18 protein-coding genes are annotated in these 19,401 nt (G+C 66.2%); 11 read left to right on the plus strand and 7 right to left on the minus strand.

Annotation, left to right across the window (positions count from 1 at the left end; all coding sequences use genetic code 11):
• Positions 1–42: 42 nt before the first annotated feature.
• From uvrC to whiA, 4 genes are read left to right on the plus strand one after another with little or no spacing between them, the layout of a single operon-like run.
• A complete protein-coding gene (uvrC, locus tag H7J93_RS04610; RefSeq protein ID WP_267305120.1) occupies positions 43–2,025 on the plus strand; it encodes an excinuclease ABC subunit UvrC in 1,983 nt (660 codons plus the stop codon).
• An 11-nt stretch (positions 2,026–2,036) separates the two neighbouring features.
• Positions 2,037–2,948, plus strand: coding sequence for an RNase adapter RapZ (gene rapZ, locus H7J93_RS04615; RefSeq protein WP_267305305.1), 912 nt, complete (start codon positions 2,037–2,039; stop codon positions 2,946–2,948).
• Positions 2,945–3,967, plus strand: a complete 1,023-nt coding sequence (gene yvcK, locus H7J93_RS04620) for a uridine diphosphate-N-acetylglucosamine-binding protein YvcK (RefSeq protein ID WP_267305121.1) — start codon at positions 2,945–2,947, stop codon at positions 3,965–3,967. The genes rapZ and yvcK overlap by 4 nt, the downstream gene beginning before the upstream one ends.
• Positions 3,964–4,941, plus strand: a complete 978-nt coding sequence (whiA, locus tag H7J93_RS04625; RefSeq protein ID WP_267305306.1) for a DNA-binding protein WhiA — start codon at positions 3,964–3,966, stop codon at positions 4,939–4,941. The genes yvcK and whiA overlap by 4 nt, the downstream gene beginning before the upstream one ends.
• A 74-nt stretch (positions 4,942–5,015) precedes the next feature.
• Here whiA and H7J93_RS04630 read toward each other — a convergent pair whose 3' ends face one another.
• A complete protein-coding gene (locus tag H7J93_RS04630; RefSeq protein WP_267305122.1) occupies positions 5,016–5,405 on the minus strand; it encodes a hypothetical protein in 390 nt (129 codons plus the stop codon).
• A 29-nt stretch (positions 5,406–5,434) separates the two neighbouring features.
• Positions 5,435–5,752 carry a hypothetical protein gene (locus H7J93_RS04635; RefSeq protein WP_267305307.1) on the minus strand — a complete coding sequence of 106 codons (318 nt, stop codon included), beginning with the start codon at positions 5,750–5,752 and terminating at the stop codon, positions 5,435–5,437.
• 117 nt (positions 5,753–5,869) lie between these two features.
• On the opposite strand from H7J93_RS04635, the gene H7J93_RS04640 reads away from it, so the two are divergent.
• The 7 genes from H7J93_RS04640 (at position 5,870) to ppc (ending at position 15,432) form a co-directional block, all read left to right on the plus strand.
• Positions 5,870–8,485 carry a winged helix-turn-helix domain-containing protein gene (locus H7J93_RS04640; RefSeq protein ID WP_308204908.1) on the plus strand — a complete coding sequence of 872 codons (2,616 nt, stop codon included), beginning with the start codon at positions 5,870–5,872 and terminating at the stop codon, positions 8,483–8,485.
• Between the two features lie 4 nt (positions 8,486–8,489).
• On the plus strand, positions 8,490–9,200 hold the full coding sequence (locus H7J93_RS04645; protein ID WP_267305124.1) for an ABC transporter substrate-binding protein: 711 nt from the start codon (positions 8,490–8,492) through the stop codon (positions 9,198–9,200).
• A gap of 72 nt (positions 9,201–9,272) precedes the next feature.
• A complete protein-coding gene (gap, locus tag H7J93_RS04650; RefSeq protein WP_267305125.1) occupies positions 9,273–10,295 on the plus strand; it encodes a type I glyceraldehyde-3-phosphate dehydrogenase in 1,023 nt (340 codons plus the stop codon).
• A 5-nt stretch (positions 10,296–10,300) separates the two neighbouring features.
• Positions 10,301–11,515 (plus strand): phosphoglycerate kinase, encoded by a 1,215-nt coding sequence (locus H7J93_RS04655; RefSeq protein WP_267305126.1) that lies wholly within the window; start codon positions 10,301–10,303, stop codon positions 11,513–11,515.
• A 13-nt stretch (positions 11,516–11,528) separates the two neighbouring features.
• The gene (gene tpiA, locus H7J93_RS04660; protein ID WP_267305127.1) at positions 11,529–12,314 is read left to right on the plus strand and encodes a triose-phosphate isomerase; all 786 of its coding nucleotides are present in this window, start codon (positions 11,529–11,531) and stop codon (positions 12,312–12,314) included.
• 30 nt (positions 12,315–12,344) lie between these two features.
• Positions 12,345–12,581 carry a preprotein translocase subunit SecG gene (secG, locus tag H7J93_RS04665; RefSeq protein ID WP_083149609.1) on the plus strand — a complete coding sequence of 79 codons (237 nt, stop codon included), beginning with the start codon at positions 12,345–12,347 and terminating at the stop codon, positions 12,579–12,581.
• A gap of 61 nt (positions 12,582–12,642) precedes the next feature.
• Positions 12,643–15,432 carry a phosphoenolpyruvate carboxylase gene (gene ppc / locus H7J93_RS04670; RefSeq protein ID WP_267305308.1) on the plus strand — a complete coding sequence of 930 codons (2,790 nt, stop codon included), beginning with the start codon at positions 12,643–12,645 and terminating at the stop codon, positions 15,430–15,432.
• Between the two features lie 9 nt (positions 15,433–15,441).
• On the opposite strand, the gene H7J93_RS04675 is transcribed toward ppc, so the two are convergent.
• The 5 genes from H7J93_RS04675 to opcA form a co-directional block, all read right to left on the minus strand.
• Complete coding sequence (locus H7J93_RS04675) at positions 15,442–15,735, minus strand: hypothetical protein (RefSeq protein ID WP_267305128.1); 294 nt, start codon at positions 15,733–15,735, stop codon at positions 15,442–15,444.
• A gap of 56 nt (positions 15,736–15,791) precedes the next feature.
• Positions 15,792–17,075, minus strand: a complete 1,284-nt coding sequence (locus H7J93_RS29245) for a cytochrome P450 (RefSeq protein ID WP_267305129.1) — start codon at positions 17,073–17,075, stop codon at positions 15,792–15,794.
• Complete coding sequence (locus H7J93_RS04685) at positions 17,075–17,452, minus strand: ATPase (protein ID WP_267305130.1); 378 nt, start codon at positions 17,450–17,452, stop codon at positions 17,075–17,077. Before H7J93_RS04685 ends, H7J93_RS29245 begins: the two co-directional genes overlap by 1 nt.
• A gap of 218 nt (positions 17,453–17,670) precedes the next feature.
• Positions 17,671–18,408, minus strand: coding sequence for a 6-phosphogluconolactonase (gene pgl, locus H7J93_RS04690; protein WP_267305131.1), 738 nt, complete (start codon positions 18,406–18,408; stop codon positions 17,671–17,673).
• On the minus strand, positions 18,405–19,316 hold the full coding sequence (gene opcA, locus H7J93_RS04695) for a glucose-6-phosphate dehydrogenase assembly protein OpcA (RefSeq protein ID WP_267305132.1): 912 nt from the start codon (positions 19,314–19,316) through the stop codon (positions 18,405–18,407). Before opcA ends, pgl begins: the two co-directional genes overlap by 4 nt.
• Positions 19,317–19,401: the final 85 nt, after the last annotated feature.

The raw sequence follows: 19,401 nt of genomic DNA on the forward strand, positions 1-19,401 counted from the left end.
AGTTGATCTGACCCGTCTGAGGTCGGCAGTAACCTGGAATCCGTGCCCGATCCAGCGACGTACCGACCTGCCCCAGGGTCGATTCCCGTGGAACCGGGTGTCTACCGATTCCGGGATCCGCACGGCCGGGTGATCTACGTCGGCAAGGCCAAGAGCCTGCGCAGCCGACTGAACTCCTACTTCGCCGACCTCTCCGGGCTGGCGCCGCGCACCCGTCAGATGGTGACGACGGCGGCAGGCGTCGAGTGGACGGTGGTCAACACCGAAGTCGAGGCGCTTCAGCTCGAGTACAACTGGATCAAGGAATTCGATCCGCGATTCAACGTGCGGTACCGCGACGACAAGTCGTATCCGGTGCTGGCGGTGACGTTGAACGAGGAGTACCCGCGGCTGATGGTCTACCGGGGTGCGCGTCGTAAGGGAGTCCGGTACTTCGGGCCGTACTCCCACGCGTGGGCCATCCGCGAGACGCTGGACCTCCTCACCCGGGTGTTCCCGGCGCGTACCTGCTCTGCGGGAGTCTTCAAGCGGCACAGTCAAATCGACCGGCCGTGCCTGCTGGGGTACATCGACAAGTGTTCGGCACCGTGCGTCGGGCGGGTGACCGCCGAGGAGCATCGGCGGATCGTCGAAGACTTCTGCGACTTCCTGGCCGGCAAGACCGACCGCCTGGTCCGTGACATGGAGCACCAGATGAACCAGGCGGCAGAGCTGCTCGACTTCGAGCGGGCAGCCCGGTTGCGGGACAACATCTCTGCGATGAAACGGGCCATGGAGAAGCAGGCCGTGGTGTTCGGTGACGGCACCGACGCTGACGTGGTCGCCTTCGCCGACGACGCGCTGGAGGCGGCCGTGCAGGTGTTCCACGTGCGTGGTGGCCGGGTGCGTGGCCAGCGGGGGTGGATCGTCGAAAAGTCAGGGGAGCCAGGCGACTCGGGCCAGGAGCGCCTCGTCGAGCAGTTCCTGACGCAGTTCTACGGCGATCAGGCCGAACTCGACGGCGCGGCCGACGTGTCGTTGACTCCGGTGCCGCGACAGGTGCTGGTGCCGTGCCTGCCCGACAACGCCGAGGAGTTGGAGACGTGGTTGTCCCAACTGCGCGGGTCACGGGTGTCGGTGCGGGTGCCGCAGCGCGGCGACAAGCGCGCGCTCGCCGAGACCGTGCGGCGCAATGCGCAGGATGCGCTGGCCCAACACAAACTCAAGCGCGCGGGCGACTTCACCGCGAGAAGCGCTGCACTGCAGAACATTCAGGAGTCGCTGGGGCTCGCCGAAGCACCGTTGCGCATCGAATGTGTCGACATCAGCCATGTGCAGGGCACCGATGTGGTGGCGTCGCTGGTGGTCTTCGAGGACGGCCTGCCGCGAAAGTCGGACTACCGTCACTATGCGATCAGGAGCGCCGCGGGCGAGGGTCGTTCCGACGACGTGGCGTCCATCGCCGAGGTCACCCGACGGCGCTTCTACCGGCACCTGCACGACATGCAACACCCGACCGAGCTTGCGCCGGAGGGTAAATCGCGCAAATTCGCCTATCCGCCCAACCTGTACGTGGTCGACGGCGGCGCCCCGCAGGTCAATGCCGCGCAGGCGGTGCTCGACGACCTGGGCATCGACGATGTCGCCGTCATCGGGCTGGCCAAACGGCTGGAAGAGGTGTGGGTGCCCGCCGAGCCCGACCCGCTGATCATGCCGCGCAACAGCGAGGGCCTGTATCTGCTGCAACGGGTGCGCGACGAAGCCCACCGGTTCGCGATCACCTACCACCGCAGCAAGCGGTCCAAGCGGATGACGGCGTCGGCGCTGGATTCGATCCGTGGGCTTGGCGAGCATCGCCGCAAGGCGCTGGTGACACACTTCGGATCGGTGGCGCGCCTGAAAGAGGCCAGCGTCGAGGAGATCACCGCGGTACCCGGCATCGGGGTCGCGACCGCCAAGGCCGTCCTGGAGGCATTGGGAGTCCCGCCCGATTCGTCTCCGTCCGCAACGGGTATCGGCGATGATCAGAGCAGAGCATCCGGATGACAGACCAAGGCATGCACGAAGAACTCCACGAAGGCGCACCAACCGGCGACGGCGCTGAATCCGGCATTGACGTCGTACTGGTCACCGGGCTGTCCGGCGCGGGCCGGGGTACGGCGGCCAAGGTGCTGGAGGATCTCGGCTGGTACGTGGCGGACAACCTGCCGCCCGAGCTGATCGCGCGGATGGTCGAGCTGGGGCTCGCGGCGGGGTCGCGCATCACCCAGCTCGCGGTGGTGATGGACGTGCGGTCACGCGGGTTCACCGGCGACCTGGACTGGGTGCGCAACGAGCTGGCCACCCGCAACATCACCCCGCGGGTGCTGTTCCTGGAGGCGTCAGACGACATCCTGGTTCGCCGATATGAGCAGAACCGGCGCAGCCATCCGCTGCAGGGGAATCAGACACTTGCGGAAGGCATCGCGGCCGAGCGGGCGATGCTCGCGCCGGTACGGGCCGCGGCCGATCTGGTGATCGACACGTCAACGCTGCCGGTGCCCGCTCTGCGGGAGAGCATCGAGCGGGCCTTCGGCGGGGAGACCGTCGCGTACACGAATGTGACCGTCGAGTCGTTCGGATACAAGTACGGGCTGCCCATGGACGCGGATACGGTGATGGACGTGCGTTTTCTGCCCAACCCGCATTGGGTGGACGCACTACGGCCACATACCGGGCAGGACCCCGCGGTACGCGATTACGTGCTCGGTCAGCCGGGCGCGACGGAGTTCCTCGAGACCTATCATCGACTGCTGGACTTCGTCATCGACGGATACCGTCGCGAGGGAAAGCGCTATATGACTGTTGCCATCGGCTGCACGGGCGGCAAGCATCGCAGCGTCGCCATCGCCGAGGCGCTGGCGGCGCGACTGCAGGGCGGAGACGGCCTGACGGTGCGGGTACTGCACCGGGATCTGGGCCGCGAATGACTCCACGGATCGTCGCTCTGGGGGGTGGGCACGGCCTCTACGCCACGCTGTCCGCGGCCCGCAGACTGACCCCGCACGTCACCGCCATCGTCACGGTCGCCGACGACGGCGGTTCCTCGGGCCGGTTGCGCAGCGAACTCGATGTGCTGCCCCCCGGCGATCTGCGAATGGCGCTGGCCGCGTTGGCATCTGACAGCCCGCAGGGCCGGCTGTGGGCGACCATCCTCCAGCACCGCTTCGGGGGCAACGGTGCGCTTGCAGGTCATCCGATCGGCAACCTCATGCTCGCGGGTCTCAATGAGGTGCTGGCCGACCCCGTCGCGGCGCTCGACGAGCTCGGCCGCCTGCTCGGCATCCACGGCCGGGTGTTACCGATGTGCCCGATGGGGCTCGAGATCGAGGCCGACGTCGCGGGTCTGGAATCCGACCCCCGGATGAGCCGGGTGATCCGGGGTCAGGTGGCGATCGCGACCACCGTCGGCAAGGTGCGCCGGGTGCGGCTGATACCGGGCGATCCGCCGGCCACCCGTCAGGCCGTCGACGCGATCATGGCCGCCGATCTTGTGGTGCTGGGACCCGGATCGTGGTTCACCAGCGTCATCCCGCACGTGCTGGTTCCGCAGCTTGCGGCCGCCCTGCAGGCGACGACGGCGCGGCGGGCCCTGGTCGTGAACCTGGTCGCCGAACCGGGGGAGACGGCGGAGTTCTCCGCGGAGCGGCATATCCACGTGCTGTCGCAGCACGCGCCGGGTTTCACAATGCACGATGTGATCGTCGATGCGAGCCGTGTGCCCAGCGAGCGCGAACGTGAGCAGTTGCGCCGCACCGCCAGAATTTTGGATGCCCAAGTTGAGTTTGCCGATGTGTCCAGACCTGGTACACCTTTACATGACCCGGCGAAGTTGGCCGCGGCCCTGGAAGGTGTGAGGTTGCGCGGGACGGCGCCGCCGACGCCCGCAGCGCCGACTGTGCCCACACCGACAGCGAACGGACCGAGAGGTGACGACCAGTGGCGATGACAGCCGAGGTCAAAGACGAGCTCAGCCGCCTGGTGGTCAATTCGGTGAGTGCTCGTCGTGCCGAGGTGGCCTCACTGCTGCGGTTTGCCGGGGGCCTGCACATCGTGTCGGGACGGGTGGTCGTCGAGGCCGAGGTCGATCTGGGCATCATCGCGAGGCGTCTGCGCAAGGACATCTACGACCTCTACGGCTACAACGCGGTGGTGCACGTGTTGTCGGCCAGCGGGATCCGTAAGAACACCCGTTATGTGCTGCGGGTCGCCAAGGACGGCGAAGCGTTGGCGCGGCAGACCGGCCTGCTCGATCTGCGTGGCCGGCCGGTGCGGGGTCTGCCCGCGCAAGTGGTCGGCGGCAGCGTGGCCGACGCCGAAGCCGCCTGGCGCGGTGCATTTTTGGCGCATGGTTCGTTGACCGAGCCGGGCCGGTCGTCGGCGCTGGAGGTCAGTTGTCCCGGGCCGGAGGCGGCGTTGGCGCTCGTCGGCGCGGCCCGACGACTGGGGGTCAGCGCCAAGGCCCGCGAAGTCCGTGGCGCGGACCGGGTGGTGGTGCGCGATGGTGAGGCCATCGGTGCGCTGCTGACCCGCATGGGCGCCCAGGACACCAGGTTGACGTGGGAGGAGCGGCGGATGCGCCGCGAGGTGCGCGCGACCGCGAATCGACTGGCCAATTTCGACGACGCCAACCTGCGGCGGTCGGCGCGAGCGGCGGTGGCCGCCGCAGCGCGAGTGGAGCGCGCGCTCGAGATTCTCGGCGATACGGTGCCCGACCATCTGGCCGCGGCGGGCAAGCTGCGCGTCGAGCACCGACAGGCGTCGCTGGAGGAGCTGGGCCGCCTCGCCGACCCGCCGATGACCAAAGATGCTGTGGCAGGCCGTATTCGACGGTTGCTGTCCATGGCCGATCGTAAGGCGAAACAGGACGGCATTCCCGATACAGAGTCGGCTGTCACGCCGGATCTGCTCGAAGACGCCTAATTCTCTGCCCCGACTGCACGCTTGTTGTACTCATTCGTCGAGTAGCCGCGAAAACAAGCGTGCACTCGAGGAGGTCAATCCGACATCTGCTGCAGCATGTCCTCGTCACCCTGCGACAGCTGCTGCAAGAGCGTGGCGAGTTCGCGCTCTGTGCGGGTGAAGCTCTCAAACGCATTGAGAGCCAATGCATCTGACATGGCGGCTTCGTCGTGCGGCGCCATCGGTAGATCCCGGTAGCCGGCCATCTGTCGGGCGATTGCCGTCAATCGATCCGCGACGTCACGGTGCGCAACCACGAGTGCCGCATAGGCGTCGAGTTCGTGCCTGGCCTGAAGGTCATCGGGGTCGAGCGCTCTGGCGTGGACTTCGAGAATCGTTGCTTGCGCTGCAAACAACTCGCCGAGCTTGGCGGGCAGACTGGATCGGCTGGCCAAGCCCCGGCCGCAGGTCGATGGTTCGTCCATGCTTGGGGTCTGCCCGATATCGGCGGTACTCAACCGTCGCGAAGGCTGATGATCAGATCCTTGACTTCGGCGAACTGCTCGTCGACCGAGCGGAAGTTCGCTCGCGTCTCCTGGCGGAAGTCGATGAACTCGATCTTGAGTGCCGCCAGGTCCGTCTTGACGGCCGCGACATCGGTCTTGACGGCCGCGACATCGGTTTTGACGGCCGCAAGTTCGGAGTTGGCGCGCGCCAGACCAACCGAATGGTCCCGTTGGTTCGCACCGAGAGCGTTGACAGCGGATAGGACGGCGCGATAGTCGGCGTGCGAGGCCTCCAGTGCAGCTACCCGCGCTTCCAACTCGTCCATCCTGGCCACACGCCTGATCGTAACCGCATAAGGCCAACTCCTCCTGCAGCTATCCACAGGGTCGACCGCGTTCTGTGCGATTCTGTGCAGGTGTCCGCGGGGGACCCGCCCACGGGTGTGGTCACGTTCCTGTTCACCGATATCGAGGGTTCGACCCGTCGGTGGGAGTCCGACGCGGACGAAATGCGGTCGGCGTTGGCCGCACATGACAAGGTGTTGCGTTCTGCAATCGAAGCTCATGAGGGCTTCGTGTTCAGTCACAGCGGCGACGGGATGGCTGCAGCGTTCTCGTCGCCGATGGCCGCCATCGATGCGGCGATTGATGCTCAACGGGAGTTGCAGCTACCGGTCCGGATGGGTATCGCCACTGGCGAGGCCGAGTTACGCGACAACGACTATTTCGGCACAGTGCTCAACCGGGCGGCGCGGGTGATGGCTGCCGGCCATGGCGGGCAGATCCTGGTGGCCGAATCGACGGCCGGACTGCTCAGCGGAGTAGATCTGATTGATCTGGGGTCGCGACGTCTGCGAGATCTGCCGAATCCGGTCAGGGTGTACCAATTGCAGGTGCAGGGATTGCGTTCCGACTTCCCGCCATTACGGACACTCGACCCAACTCTTGGCAATCTGCGGCGTGCGACGTCGGCCTTCATTGGGCGAGAGGCCGAAGTTGCCGAGATCGCAACTCTGCTTCGCTCACGACGAATGGTCACGCTGACCGGTGTCGGGGGAGTCGGCAAGACCCGGCTCGCCGTCGAAGTTGCCGCGCAGCTATCGGGCGAGTTTCCAGACGGTATATGGGTTTTCGAGCTTGCCGCCGTCAGCGACCCCGTCGTAGTCCCGGAAGCGGTCGCGGCGGTCATGGGTATCACCCAGCAGCCTGGTCATACGATGACTGAGTCAGTCGCAGCCGCACTTGAGGGTCGACGCCGCTTGTTGGTCTTCGACAACTGCGAGCATTTGCTTGACGCGGTCGGGGATTTGGCCGAGGCCATTCTTGCCGCTTCGGCAACCTCAACGATCCTGGCGACGGGTCGTGAGGGTCTGGCGTTAGCTGACGAACAGGTCTGGCCGGTACGTTCTTTGAACGTCGATGCAGCGACGGAACTGTTCATCGAACGAGCCCGTCAGGTCGCCCCGACTCTGCAGATCGACAATGCGAACGTGGTCGCTGACGTGTGTCGACGGCTCGATGGAATACCGTTGGCCATCGAACTCGCGGCGTCGCGTATGTCGTCGATGGCCGTGGAGGAGATCCGTGATCATCTCGATCATCGATTCAAACTGCTTGTCGGTTCGCGGCGCGCCCTAGGACGTCACCAGACGTTACGTCAAGCTGTTGCGTGGTCCTACGACCTGCTAAGCGATGCGGAAAAGCAACTGTTGGAACGGTGTTCGGTGTTCGCGGGTGGATTCGACATCGAAGGCGCATGTGCAGTAGCTGGATTCGAGTCCGACAGCTACCACGTTCTGGACCTGCTCGACGCTCTGGTGCGCAAATCGCTTGTCATCGCCGAGCGGACGTCTGGGCGGACGCGGTTCTCGATGCTCGAGACGATCCGTGAGTTCGCCGACGAAAAGCTTGTGGACCACGGCGGCGGTGTCGAAGCGCGTGACGCACACGCCGGGTACTACGCGGGGCGCGAAGCCGAGATCATGGCGGTGTGGGACAGCCCACGTCAGCGCGAGACTTACCGTTGGTTTGGCACCGAGCTGTCCAACCTGCGCTCTGCATTCCGGTGGACCGCGGATCGGGAGCAGATTGATCCGGCCGCAACGATCGCCACGTACGCCGCATTGCTCGGCTTCTGCATCGAGAACTACGAGCCTGTCACTTGGGCTGAAGAACTGATCGAGACTGCCCGCGCTGTCAATCACCGCCGACTTGCGTATCTATGCACGATGGCGAGTGGTTGCTGGTTCGTAGGGCGTCTCGAGGAGGCCGTCCGATACAGCGACTCCGGACACGCGGCGTTACGCACCAGTGCGGATGAAATTCCATTCGGGTTCGCGGGCATTTTGGGCAGTCCCTATCTAGCCATCGGTCAGCCCGACCAGGCAGTCGAGCAGTGCCGTACCCGCCTCGCAGAGCGCGGTAACAAGCACCCGGTCATCGTGGCGGACTTAGTCATGTTCTTGACGATCGCAGGCCGCGATGAAGAGGCGATGGCTGCTACCGACGGCCTGCTCGCCAGCGCCGAGGACACCAGCAACCCTTTTGCAGTGTCGTTGGCGCTCATGGCTTTAGGTTTCGCCTGGCGCAACGCGGACCCTGACCGCGCGCTGGCGGCGACGCGCAGGGGCCTCGCGATTGCCCGCGACAGCGGCAACCGTTTCAACGAGTCCCACCTGACCGCCAATCTGGCCCAGCTCGACGCCGAGCGTGGTGATCCGTTGTCGGCGCTGGACCACATCGGCCTCGCGATTCGTCATATGCACGATTCCGGCAACATCGTCACCGTTCGCTCGCCGCTAGCCAACCTCGCGATCTTCCTCGACGGGATCGGACAGTACGAGGCAGCGGCTACCGTCGCGGGCTTTGCATTCAGTCCGCTGATGAGGGCGTCTTTCCCAAATCTCGAGGTTGCGGTCGCACACCTGCGCGGCGTTTTGGGCGAGCCGGCTTACGAATCGTTTGCTAGCAAGGGAAGGTCGATGACGACAGCTGCGATGGCGGCATATGCGTACGAGCAAATCGATCAGACACGGGCTCAACTCGAACAACTACGGTGAACCCATGGAGACGTTGAGAGTCGGTGCGGCCTTTCCCGATCCACCGTTCAACGGCATGCCGGACGATGGCGGTCTCGACATCGACCTGATGGCGGCAATCGCCGAGAAACTCGGTGCGACAGTCGAATTCATTTCCTATGACGGGCCTGACTTCAACGGTATCTTCGACGGGCTCGGATCGGCCTACGACTGCGTCACCGCCGGCACCACCGTGACACCCGAACGTGAGAAGAAGGCACGGTTCGTTCCGCCCTACCTCATCTCCGGACAGTCACTCGCCGTCGACACCAGGCGACTGCCCAACGTCACCTCCATCGACGACCTCGAAGGCCTGACCATCGGCGTGCAACAGGGCAACACCAGCCAGCCCATCGCCGACAAGCTCGTCGCCGACGGCAGGGCCAAGGCCGTCCGGGTCTACGACTACGGGACCATTCGCACCGCGCTCACCGACCTGACCACCGGCGCATGCGATGCGTTCATGAAACTCGCACCCGTGCTGACCGAGCTCGTCAAGCCGATCCCGGGTGTCGAGGTGGTGCAGCGCGGCATCTCGGTCGAGCACATCGCCATCGCGGTTCCCCTGCATGACCAGGCGCTACTGAGCCGCATCACCGTCGCCCAGGCCGAATTGGAAGACGACGGCACACTGCAGCGGATCCGGCGAAAGTGGCTGGGCAACCCGTATACGGATCAGAGTCTGGCCGTGCACTGACCAGCCCGCACGTGTCGACTGTCACAGCATTAGGCTGGCCGGTGAGCATCAAGGCAAAAAAGGGAGAAACACGTGACCATCCGGGTTGGCGTTAACGGCTTCGGCCGCATCGGACGCAACTTCTACCGGGCCCTCGCGGCGCAGAAGGCCGAGGGCAAGAGCACCGACATCGAGATCATTGCGGTCAACGACCTCACTGACAACGCCAGCCTGGCGCACCTCTTGAAGTTCGACTCGATCCTGGGCCGCTTCCCCGAGGACATCACCCTCGAGGGCGACGACACCATCGTCGTCGGCAGCACCAAGATCAAGGCGCTCGAGGTCAAGGAAGGTCCGGCCGCCCTGCCGTGGGGTGACCTCGGCGTGGACGTCGTCGTCGAGTCCACCGGCATCTTCACCGCCCGCGCCAAGGCGCAGGGCCACCTGGATGCGGGCGCCAAGAAGGTCATCATCTCCGCGCCGGCCAGCGACGAGGACATCACCATCGTGCTCGGCGTCAACGACGACAAGTACGACGGCAGCCAGAACATCATCTCCAACGCGTCCTGCACCACGAACTGCCTCGGCCCGCTGGCCAAGGTGCTCAACGACGAGTTCGGCATCGTCAAGGGCCTGATGACCACCGTCCACGCGTACACGCAGGACCAGAACCTGCAGGACGGCCCGCACAAGGATCTGCGCCGCGCCCGTGCCGCCGCGCTGAACATCGTGCCGACCTCCACCGGCGCCGCCAAGGCAATCGGCCTGGTGCTCCCGGAACTGAAGGGCAAGCTCGACGGTTACGCGCTGCGCGTGCCGATCCCCACGGGTTCGTGCACCGACCTGACCGCCGAACTGAAGAAGTCGCCTACCGCCGAGGAGATCAACGCGGCGTTCAAGGCCGCCGCCGACGGTCCGCTCAAGGGCATCCTCAAGTACTACGACGCGCCGATCGTGTCCAGCGACATCGTCACCGATCCGCACAGCTCGATCTTCGACGCCGGGCTGACCAAGGTGATCGACAACCAGGCCAAGACCGTGTCCTGGTACGACAACGAGTGGGGCTACTCGAACCGCCTCGTCGATCTGGTCGCGCTCGTCGGCAAGTCGCTCTAGTCGTCATGGCCGTCAAGACCCTCGACGATCTGCTCACCGAGGGCGTCGAGGGTCGGGGCGTGTTGGTGCGCTCCGACCTGAACGTCCCACTCGACGACGACCGCAACATCACCGATCCGGGACGCATCATCGCGTCTGTCCCGACGCTGAAGGCACTCTCGGACGCCGGTGCGAAGGTGGTCGTCACGGCGCACCTCGGCAGGCCGAAAGGTGGCCCGTCGCCGGAGTTCTCGCTCGCCCCGGTCGCCAAGGCGCTGGGGGAGCAGCTCGGCAGGCATGTCCAGCTGGCCGGCGACGTCGTCGGAACTGACGCGCTCGCACGGGCCGAAGGGCTGACCGACGGCGACATCCTGCTGCTGGAGAACATCCGGTTCGACGCCCGCGAGACCAGCAAGGACGACGGCGAGCGCCTGGCCCTGGCCCGCCAGCTCGTCGAACTCGTCGGGGATGACGGCGCTTTCGTGTCCGACGGCTTCGGCGTGGTGCACCGCAAGCAGGCGTCGGTGTACGACGTGGCGACCCTGCTGCCGCACTATGCCGGCACTTTGGTGGCCGCCGAGATCAAGGTGCTCGAACAGCTGACCAGCTCCACCGAGCGGCCCTACGCCGTGGTCCTCGGCGGCTCGAAGGTGTCGGACAAACTGGCCGTCATCGAGAACCTCGCGACCAAGGCCGACAGCATCGTCATCGGCGGCGGCATGTGCTTCACCTTCCTTGCCTCTCAAGGTGTTTCGGTGGGCAGCTCGCTGCTTGAAGAGGGTATGATCGACACCTGCCGCAAGCTGCTCGAGGACTACGGCGACGTCATCCACCTGCCGGTGGACATCGTTGTGGCCGACGAGTTCAAAGCCGACTCGCCTGCGGAGACCGTTGCGGCCGACCGCATTCCGGACAACAAGATGGGCCTGGACATCGGGCCCGGGTCGGTCGAGCGGTTCACCACGCTGCTGTCCAACGCCAAGACCATCTTCTGGAACGGCCCGATGGGTGTGTTCGAATTCCCCGCATTCGCGGCGGGCACCAAGGGTCTGGCGGAGGCCATCATCGCGGCGACGGGTAAGGGCGCGTTCAGCGTCGTCGGCGGTGGCGACTCGGCCGCTGCGGTACGCCAGCTCGGACTGCCCGAGGACGGCTTCTCTCACATTTCTACCGGCGGCGGCGCCTCCCTGGAATACCTTGAGGGCAAGACGCTCCCGGGTATCGAAGTGCTCGACGACTGAAAGGCGCTAGACCATGAGCCGTACGCCGCTGATCGCCGGCAACTGGAAGATGAACCTCAACCACTTCGAGGCGATCGCGCTGGTCCAGAAGATCGCGTTCTCGCTGCCGGACAAGTACTTCGACAAGGTCGATGTCGCGGTGCTGCCGCCGTTCACCGATCTGCGCAGTGTGCAGACCCTGGTCGACGGCGACAAGCTGCGCCTGACGTACGGGGCGCAGGACCTGTCCCAGCACGATTCGGGCGCCTACACCGGTGAGATCAGCGGCGCCTTCCTCGCCAAGCTGGGCTGCACCTATGTCGTCGTCGGGCACTCGGAGCGCCGCACCTACCACCACGAGGACGACGCCCTGGTGGCCGCGAAGGCGGCCGCCGCGTTCAAGCACGGCATCACCCCGATCATCTGCATCGGCGAGCAGCTCGAGGTCCGCGAGGCGGGCAACCACGTCGAATACAACGTGGAGTCGCTTCGTGGCTCGCTGGCCGGGCTGAGCGCTGAGCAGATCGGCCAGTCCGTCATCGCCTACGAGCCGGTCTGGGCAATCGGCACCGGCCGAGTGGCAAGCGCCACAGACGCGCAGGAGGTCTGCAAGGCCATCCGCGACGAGCTGGGCAAACTGGCGTCCCCGCAGCTCGCGGCCGCGGTCCGGATCCTGTACGGCGGCTCGGTGAACGCCAAGAACGTCGGCGAGATCGTCGCGCAGGAGGACGTCGACGGTGCACTGGTCGGCGGCGCGTCGCTGGATGGTGAGCAGTTCGCCACCCTGTCGGCCATCGCCGCTGGTGGGCCGTTGCCGTAGCGGTACTTTTCGGCCTGTAGGCTGTCGCCCATGCTCCTTGCCCTGCAGATCACGCTCATCGTCACCAGCTTGCTCGTGGTGTTGCTCGTGTTGCTGCACCGCGCCAAGGGTGGCGGTCTGTCGACCCTGTTCGGCGGCGGCGTCCAGTCCAGCCTGTCCGGCTCGACCGTCGTGGAGAAGAACCTTGACCGGTTGACGTACTTCGTCACCGGCATCTGGGTGGTCTCGATCATCGGCGTCGCGCTGCAGATCAAGTACGGCGTCTAGCCCCTCAGCGCGCCCTCGGCCTGCAGCCGACGGCGGCCGCGCCGATACTGGGGTCATGGTCATGGCAGAGGTCGGCGGACTGGAACCCATCGGTGCGGTACAGCGCACGAAGGTGGGTCGCGAAGCCACCGAGCCAATGCGCGAGGACATCAGGCTGCTGGGCACGATCCTCGGTGAAACCGTCCGTGAGCAGAACGGCGAGGACGTGTTCGACCTCGTCGAACGCGCTCGGGTGGAATCGTTCCGGGTGCGGCGCTCCGAGATCGACCGCGCCGAGCTCGCGTCCATGTTCGACGGCATCGACATCCACCAGGCCATCCCTGTCATCCGGGCGTTCACCCACTTCGCATTGCTGGCCAACGTCGCCGAGGACATTCACCGTGAGCGCAGGCGGCAGATCCACGTCGCCGCGGGCGAGCCTCCACAGGACAGCAGCCTGGCCGCGACGTACGCCAAACTCGAATCGGCCGAACTCGATTCGGCGACGGTGGCCGACGCGCTCGCAGATGCACTGGTTTCACCGGTGATCACGGCGCATCCCACCGAGACGCGGCGGCGCACGGTCTTTGACACCCAGCACCGCATCACCCAACTGATGCGGCTGCGCATGAGGGGCCACCATCACACCGACGACGGCCGCGAGATCGAGCGTGAGCTGCGTCGCAACATTCTCACGCTGTGGCAGACGGCACTGATCCGGTTGTCCCGGTTGAAGATTCAGGACGAGATCGAGACCGGCCTGCGCTATTACCCTGCGGCGTTCTTCGAGGTCGTGCCGCAGGTCAACGCCCAGGTGCGCAACGCGCTGCGATCACGGTGGCCCGATGCCGAACTGCTGAACAAGCCGATCCTGCGACCGGGCTCGTGGATCGGCGGTGACCGCGACGGCAACCCGAACGTCACCGCCGACGTGGTGCGGCTGGCGACGGGCGGTGCCGCCTATACCGCGCTGGAGCACTACTTCAACGAGATCACGGCGCTCGAAGAGGAACTGTCGATGTCGGCGCGGCTGGTGAAGATCAGCGACGAGCTCGCTGCGCTCGCGGATCAATGTCATGAGCCCGCCCGCGCCGACGAACCGTACCGGCGGGCACTGCGTGTCATCCACGCGCGGCTGACCGCCACCGCGAGCGAGATCCTCGACCGTCAACCTGAACACGTGCTCGACCTCGGACTCGAGAGTTACGAGACGCCGGCCGAACTGTTGGCCGACCTGGACGTCGTCGACAACTCGCTGCGCGTGAACGGCAGCGCGGTGCTGGCCGACGACCGGCTGTCGCGGCTGCGGGAAGCCGTCCACGTCTTCGGGTTTCACCTGTCCGGCCTCGACATGCGGCAGAACTCCGAAGTACACGAGGAGGTTGTCGCCGAGCTGCTGGCGTGGGCCGGCGTGCACCCCGACTACCGGTCGCTGCCGGAACCCGACCGCGTCGAGTTGCTTGCCGCCGAAGTGGCCACGCGGCGGCCGCTCATCGGGGAGGGCGCCGAACTCTCCGAGTTAGCCCGCAAGGAACTCGACATCGTCGCCGCGGCCGCCCGCGCCGTGAAGGTGTTCGGCTCGCAGGCCGTGCCGAACTACATCATCTCGATGTGTCAGTCGGTGTCGGACATGCTCGAGGCCGCTGTCCTGCTCAAGGAGGTCGGCCTGCTGGACGTCTCCGGACCGCACACCTACACACCCGTCGGCATCGTGCCGCTCTTCGAGACCATCGACGACCTGCAGCGCGGTTCGTCGATTCTCGAACAGGCCCTTGACCTTCCGGTGTATCGGGCCATCGTGGCGGCGCGCGGGGACAGCCAGGAAGTGATGCTCGGCTACTCCGACTCCAACAAGGACGGCGGCTACCTCGCGGCGAACTGGGCGCTGTATCGCGCTGAACTCGACCTTGTCGAGTCGGCACGCAAGACGGGAATACGGTTGCGACTCTTTCACGGTCGCGGCGGGACCGTCGGTCGTGGCGGCGGACCCAGCTACGATGCGATCCGCGCACAGCCTCCCGGCGCGGTGAACGGGTCACTCCGGATCACCGAGCAGGGTGAGGTCATCGCGGCCAAGTACGCCGAGCCGCAGACCGCCCACCGAAATCTCGAAACTCTGTTGGCCGCGACGCTGGAAGCCACGCTTTTGGACATCGAGGGCCTCGGCGACGCCGCCGGTCCCGCCTACGAGGTGCTCGACGACCTGGCGGCACGCGCACAGCGGGCGTACTCCGAATTGGTGCACGAGACACCGGGATTCGTCGAATACTTCAAGGCGTCGACACCGGTCAGCGAGATCGGGGCGCTGAACATCGGAAGCCGACCGACCTCGCGTAAGCCCACCACCTCCATCTCCGACCTACGCGCCATCCCGTGGGTGCTGGCCTGGAGCCAGTCGCGGGTGATGCTGCCCGGGTGGTACGGCACCGGCACCGCGTTCGAGGGCTGGATCAACGAGGGCGACGGGCGGCTGGAGGTACTGCAGGATCTGTATCGACGGTGGCCGTTCTTCCGCACCGTGTTGTCGAACATGGCGCAGGTGCTGGCGAAGGCCGATTTGGGTCTGGCGGCGCGCTACTCCGAGCTGGTCTCCGATGGGCAGTTGCGGCGGCGGGTGTTCGACAAGATCGCCGACGAGTACACGCGCACGCTGCGGATGCACAAGCTCATCACCGGTCAGGAGGATCTGCTCGCCGACAACCCGGCGCTGGCGCGGTCGGTCTTCAACCGGTTCCCTTACCTCGAGCCCCTCAACCATCTGCAGGTGGAGTTGTTGCGCCGCTACCGATCTGGCGATGACGACGAACTGGTGCAGCGCGGCATCCTGCTCACGATGAGCGGGCTGGCGACCGCACTGCGCAACAGCGGCTAGGACACCCGGCTAGTACGCCGCGCTGTCGCGGGCCTTCTCGAGCGCGGCGATCAGCGCGTCGACTTCGGCGCGCTTCTCCGCGGGCACGATCAGGGAGTAGAACGTCCCCACGTTGACGGTTAGCTGAAGCAGTTCTTCCCGCTCACCACCGAAGAGCTTCTTCCGACGGCTGATCTCCTTGATGTCGGTGCCCGCATATTTGTCTGCGGGGTTGCGGCCCCGCGAGGTGTTGGCCCGCAGCTTCTCGACCCAGTTGCCGTCGACCACGATGCTCTCGCCGTTGATCCCGTCGATCCGAAACATCCGGCGATCCTATCGGCCTAGGCGGGGTGAAGCTGGGTGAACGCCCTCGTGGAAGATTACGTTCGGGCGTACGCGATGGGGCATTCATCGGCAGCGCGCGCGACGCCGCCGATCTGTGCGGGCACCGGCCGCGGGTAGCCAGTCCATCCCGGTGACATCTCGAATGTGTTGAGCAGACACGTCATTGCCGCACTCATGGCCGCCAGCGAGAACGGTTGCGCGGGGCATGAGTGCTTGCCGTGTCCGAATGCCGTCACAAGTACGGGGGAGGGCAGGGCTGCCGCATCGACGAGGCGGTGGCGCTGCCAGCGATCAGGGTCCCAGACTTCCAGGCCCGGTGCCGCCGAGGTGTTCAGTAGCGGCAGTAGCGTGGCGATGGTCCAGCCGGCGGGGACGTGGTAGACCACGTCGCCGGTGTCGAGGTCGACGGGTGCCAGTACCGCCCGCGACATGATGGATCGCTGTGCCAGCCGGGTGCTCTCCAGCGCACATCGCTGGGCGAACTCGCTGTCGCCTGCGGCCACGCGCTGTCGTTGTTCGGGGTGCTCGAGCAGGTCGACCAGCGCCCAGCCGAGCGCGGCCATCAGGTTGGACATCGACGCGATATGGATGAGCGCGACGTCGAGTGCGATACCGCGCAGCCGCACAGCATCCGGTTCCGAGGACCACGCATTGACGATGCGGCCGAACAGATCGCTTTCATTGGAATCCGATGCCCGCATGGAGGTTTCGATGACCGCGACGATGTCCGCGAGGGCGGCCCGCTCAGCCTGCTTGTCCGCGGCCGCGACGGCCGCCATGGCGTCGGGATGCACGAACGCATCCGAACCGTCGAGGGTCTCGAAGGCCTCGACCAGACGTTCGAACGCGGTTCCCTCGCTACAACCGGGTCCCGCCCAGGAGGCCAGGCCCATGCGGTGCCCGAGACGGCGGGTGAGGGCGAACAGATCCACGGTCCCCTCGTCGCCCAGCTCGGCCACCGTCTGGATCAATGCATGGTCGAGGTTCGCGAGATAGGAGGCCACGTCGTCGCGGCGGAACAACGACGTCGGGAGAATGCGCCTGCCATCGAAGATGTCGTCGGGGAGTTTTCGTCGCAGCATCAGGTAGTCGGCGACGCCCTTGCTCGACGTCTCCTCGGGAAGCCGGTAGAACGCTTCGACGCCGGCCGGGGAGAACGTGAACAGGTAATGGTCGTCGCCACTGTGGACGGCGAAGGTGTCGCCGTATCGGGCGCGCGCTGCGGCGATGGTGGCGACCGCGTCGTCGACGGACACGTCCCACGGAAGGCCGACGCCCTCGGCGACCGGGGGCTTGGGAACCGGGTGGCTCTCGGGCACTAGAGACCGGTGGTCTTGCGCACCTTGTTGACCGCGCCGCGGACCACCTGTTCGGTCGCGGCCAAGGGGGAGATCACGGATTCGCCGAGACCCACGATGCGTTCGACGCGATCGACGATGCCCTCGAGGCGATCGACCATCGCGATGAGACGCGGCGCGAGTTCGTTGATGCGGCTGATCGTGTCGTTGAACCTCTCCAGCGTCGTGTCGAGCTTCTCGGTCGACTTGTCGAGGTCGACGAGCGTCTCGCTCAGTCCCTCGAGGATGGTGTCGACCTGCTCGACCGTGACGTCGGCGTTCAGTGCAGCCTGTGCCAGTTTCTGGATCCGTTCCCGGCCACTTCGCGGGGCGGGCTTACCAACACCCTTGTCTGCCATGACGGTCATTGGACCACACGCGCGGGAACCGCCGAGGCGGACTGGTCGTCTGACTCTGATGTGACGACGCGCAGAGGGAACACGACATCGCGCCAATGTCCGAGTGATTCGTGGCGCAGGACCGACGCGCCTGACGCGACCAGCCGGCGCCCCGACTACGACGCAGGCTTCCGGGATGGCGAGCGGGATCGCCGGGCCGACAAGCGGGGTTAGGGCCGCTACAGCTTGGACGCGGCTGCCTCGTCGAGCAGCCACACGGTCGCCTCACGACCGACCGCCCCTGCGGCGGGCAAGTCGACGGGCTCAGCGCCCCCGATGGCCGCCGCAACGGCGTCGGCCTTCGCCTCGCCCGACACCACCAACCACACCTCGCGGGACCGCTGCACAGCGGGCAGTGTCAACGTGATCCGCCGCGGCGGCGGCTTGGGGGAGTCGGTCACGCCGACCACCATCCGGGTGGTTTCGCGAACCGCCGGGGTGTCGGGGAACAGCGAGTTGATGTGTCCCTCGCCGCCCATGCCGAGCAGATGGACATCGAAATCAGGTGTCGGCTGGTCGTCGTCGGCGTACTCGGCCACCACCTGCGCATACGCCGCCGCGGCCGCATCGAGGTCGTCGCCGAACGCGCCGCCGCTCGGTGCCATCGCGTGCACGTTGGCTGCGGGGATGCCGACGTGGTCGATCAGCGCCTCGCGGGCCTGCTTCTCGTTGCGCTCATCGTCGTCCGCGGGCACGAAGCGGTCGTCGCCCCAGAACAGCTGGACCTTGGACCAATCGATTCCGGCACCCTGCTCACGGACCCGCTTCAGCAGTCCGGTCCCGGTGCCGCCGCCGGTCAGCACGATGAGCGCGCGTCCCCGTTGGCTGATCGCATCGGTGATCGCGGCCACCAACCGGTCGCCGGCGGCGGCGACCAAAGCAGCTGTGTCCGGGTACTTTTCGACGACTGTGCTCATACGTACTGCACCTTCTCGATTCCCTGCAGGGCCTCGTGGTAGATCTCGTCGGCGTCGAGCCTGCGCAGGTCCTCGGCGAGGCATTCCTTGGCCTCCCTGCGAGCCAACGGGATCAGCGAGTCCGGCTTCGCGGTCCTGCTGATCGTCGCCGTCACCCCGTTCTGCGGCCGGCGCAGCGTGATGGTCTCGGTGTTGCGGATCAGCTCCACCTTCAGTTCGCCGACCACCCTCTGCACGGGACCGTCGATCCGCGTCGCCAGCCAACCGGCGAGAACATCCAACGACGGTTCGTCGCGCAGGCCCGACACCACCGCTGACGTGACGGGCTCAAAAGGAGGCTGATCGAGTGCCGCCGTCAGGAGTGCGCGCCAGTAGGTGATGCGAGCCCACGCCAGATCGGTGTCTCCGGACGTGTACCCGGCCAGGCGACTCTTGATCGCGCGCATCGGGTCGGCGCAGTCCGTGGCATTGGTGATCCGCCGAACCGCCAAGTGCCCCAGCGGGTCCCGCGCCGGAACATCGGGACCGCCCGCCGGCCACCAGGCCACCACCGGGGTATCGGGCAACAGGAACGGCAGCACGACGCTGTTGGCGTGGTCAGCCATCTCGCCGTGCAGATGAAGGGCGACAACCTCACCCGCCCCTGCGTCGGCGCCGACACGCAGCTGCGCATCCAGCCGAGGTCGCTCCGCATTCCGATCGCCGGCGACCACGACGATCACCCGGCACGGGTGCTCACGGCTGGCGAAGTTGGCCGCCTCGATGGCGTCCTCGAGCAGCTCGTCCGTGTGCAGCGAGATGACAAGGGTGAGCACGCGGCTCAGCGTGATCGCGCCGCCCTCTTCGCGGAGTCCGGTGATCTTCTTGTTGATGTCGTTGGTGTTCGTATCGGGCAGGTCGACGATCATTTCGGCTCGACGCCTCCTCGCTCCGCTCCTCGCTGCGTTCCTCGCGCCGAGGGCGCTGCGGTACTCACTGCGATGCTCGCTCGTC

The organism is Mycobacterium barrassiae, from assembly GCF_025822765.1.
In the GTDB taxonomy this organism is placed as follows: domain Bacteria; phylum Actinomycetota; class Actinomycetes; order Mycobacteriales; family Mycobacteriaceae; genus Mycobacterium; species Mycobacterium barrassiae.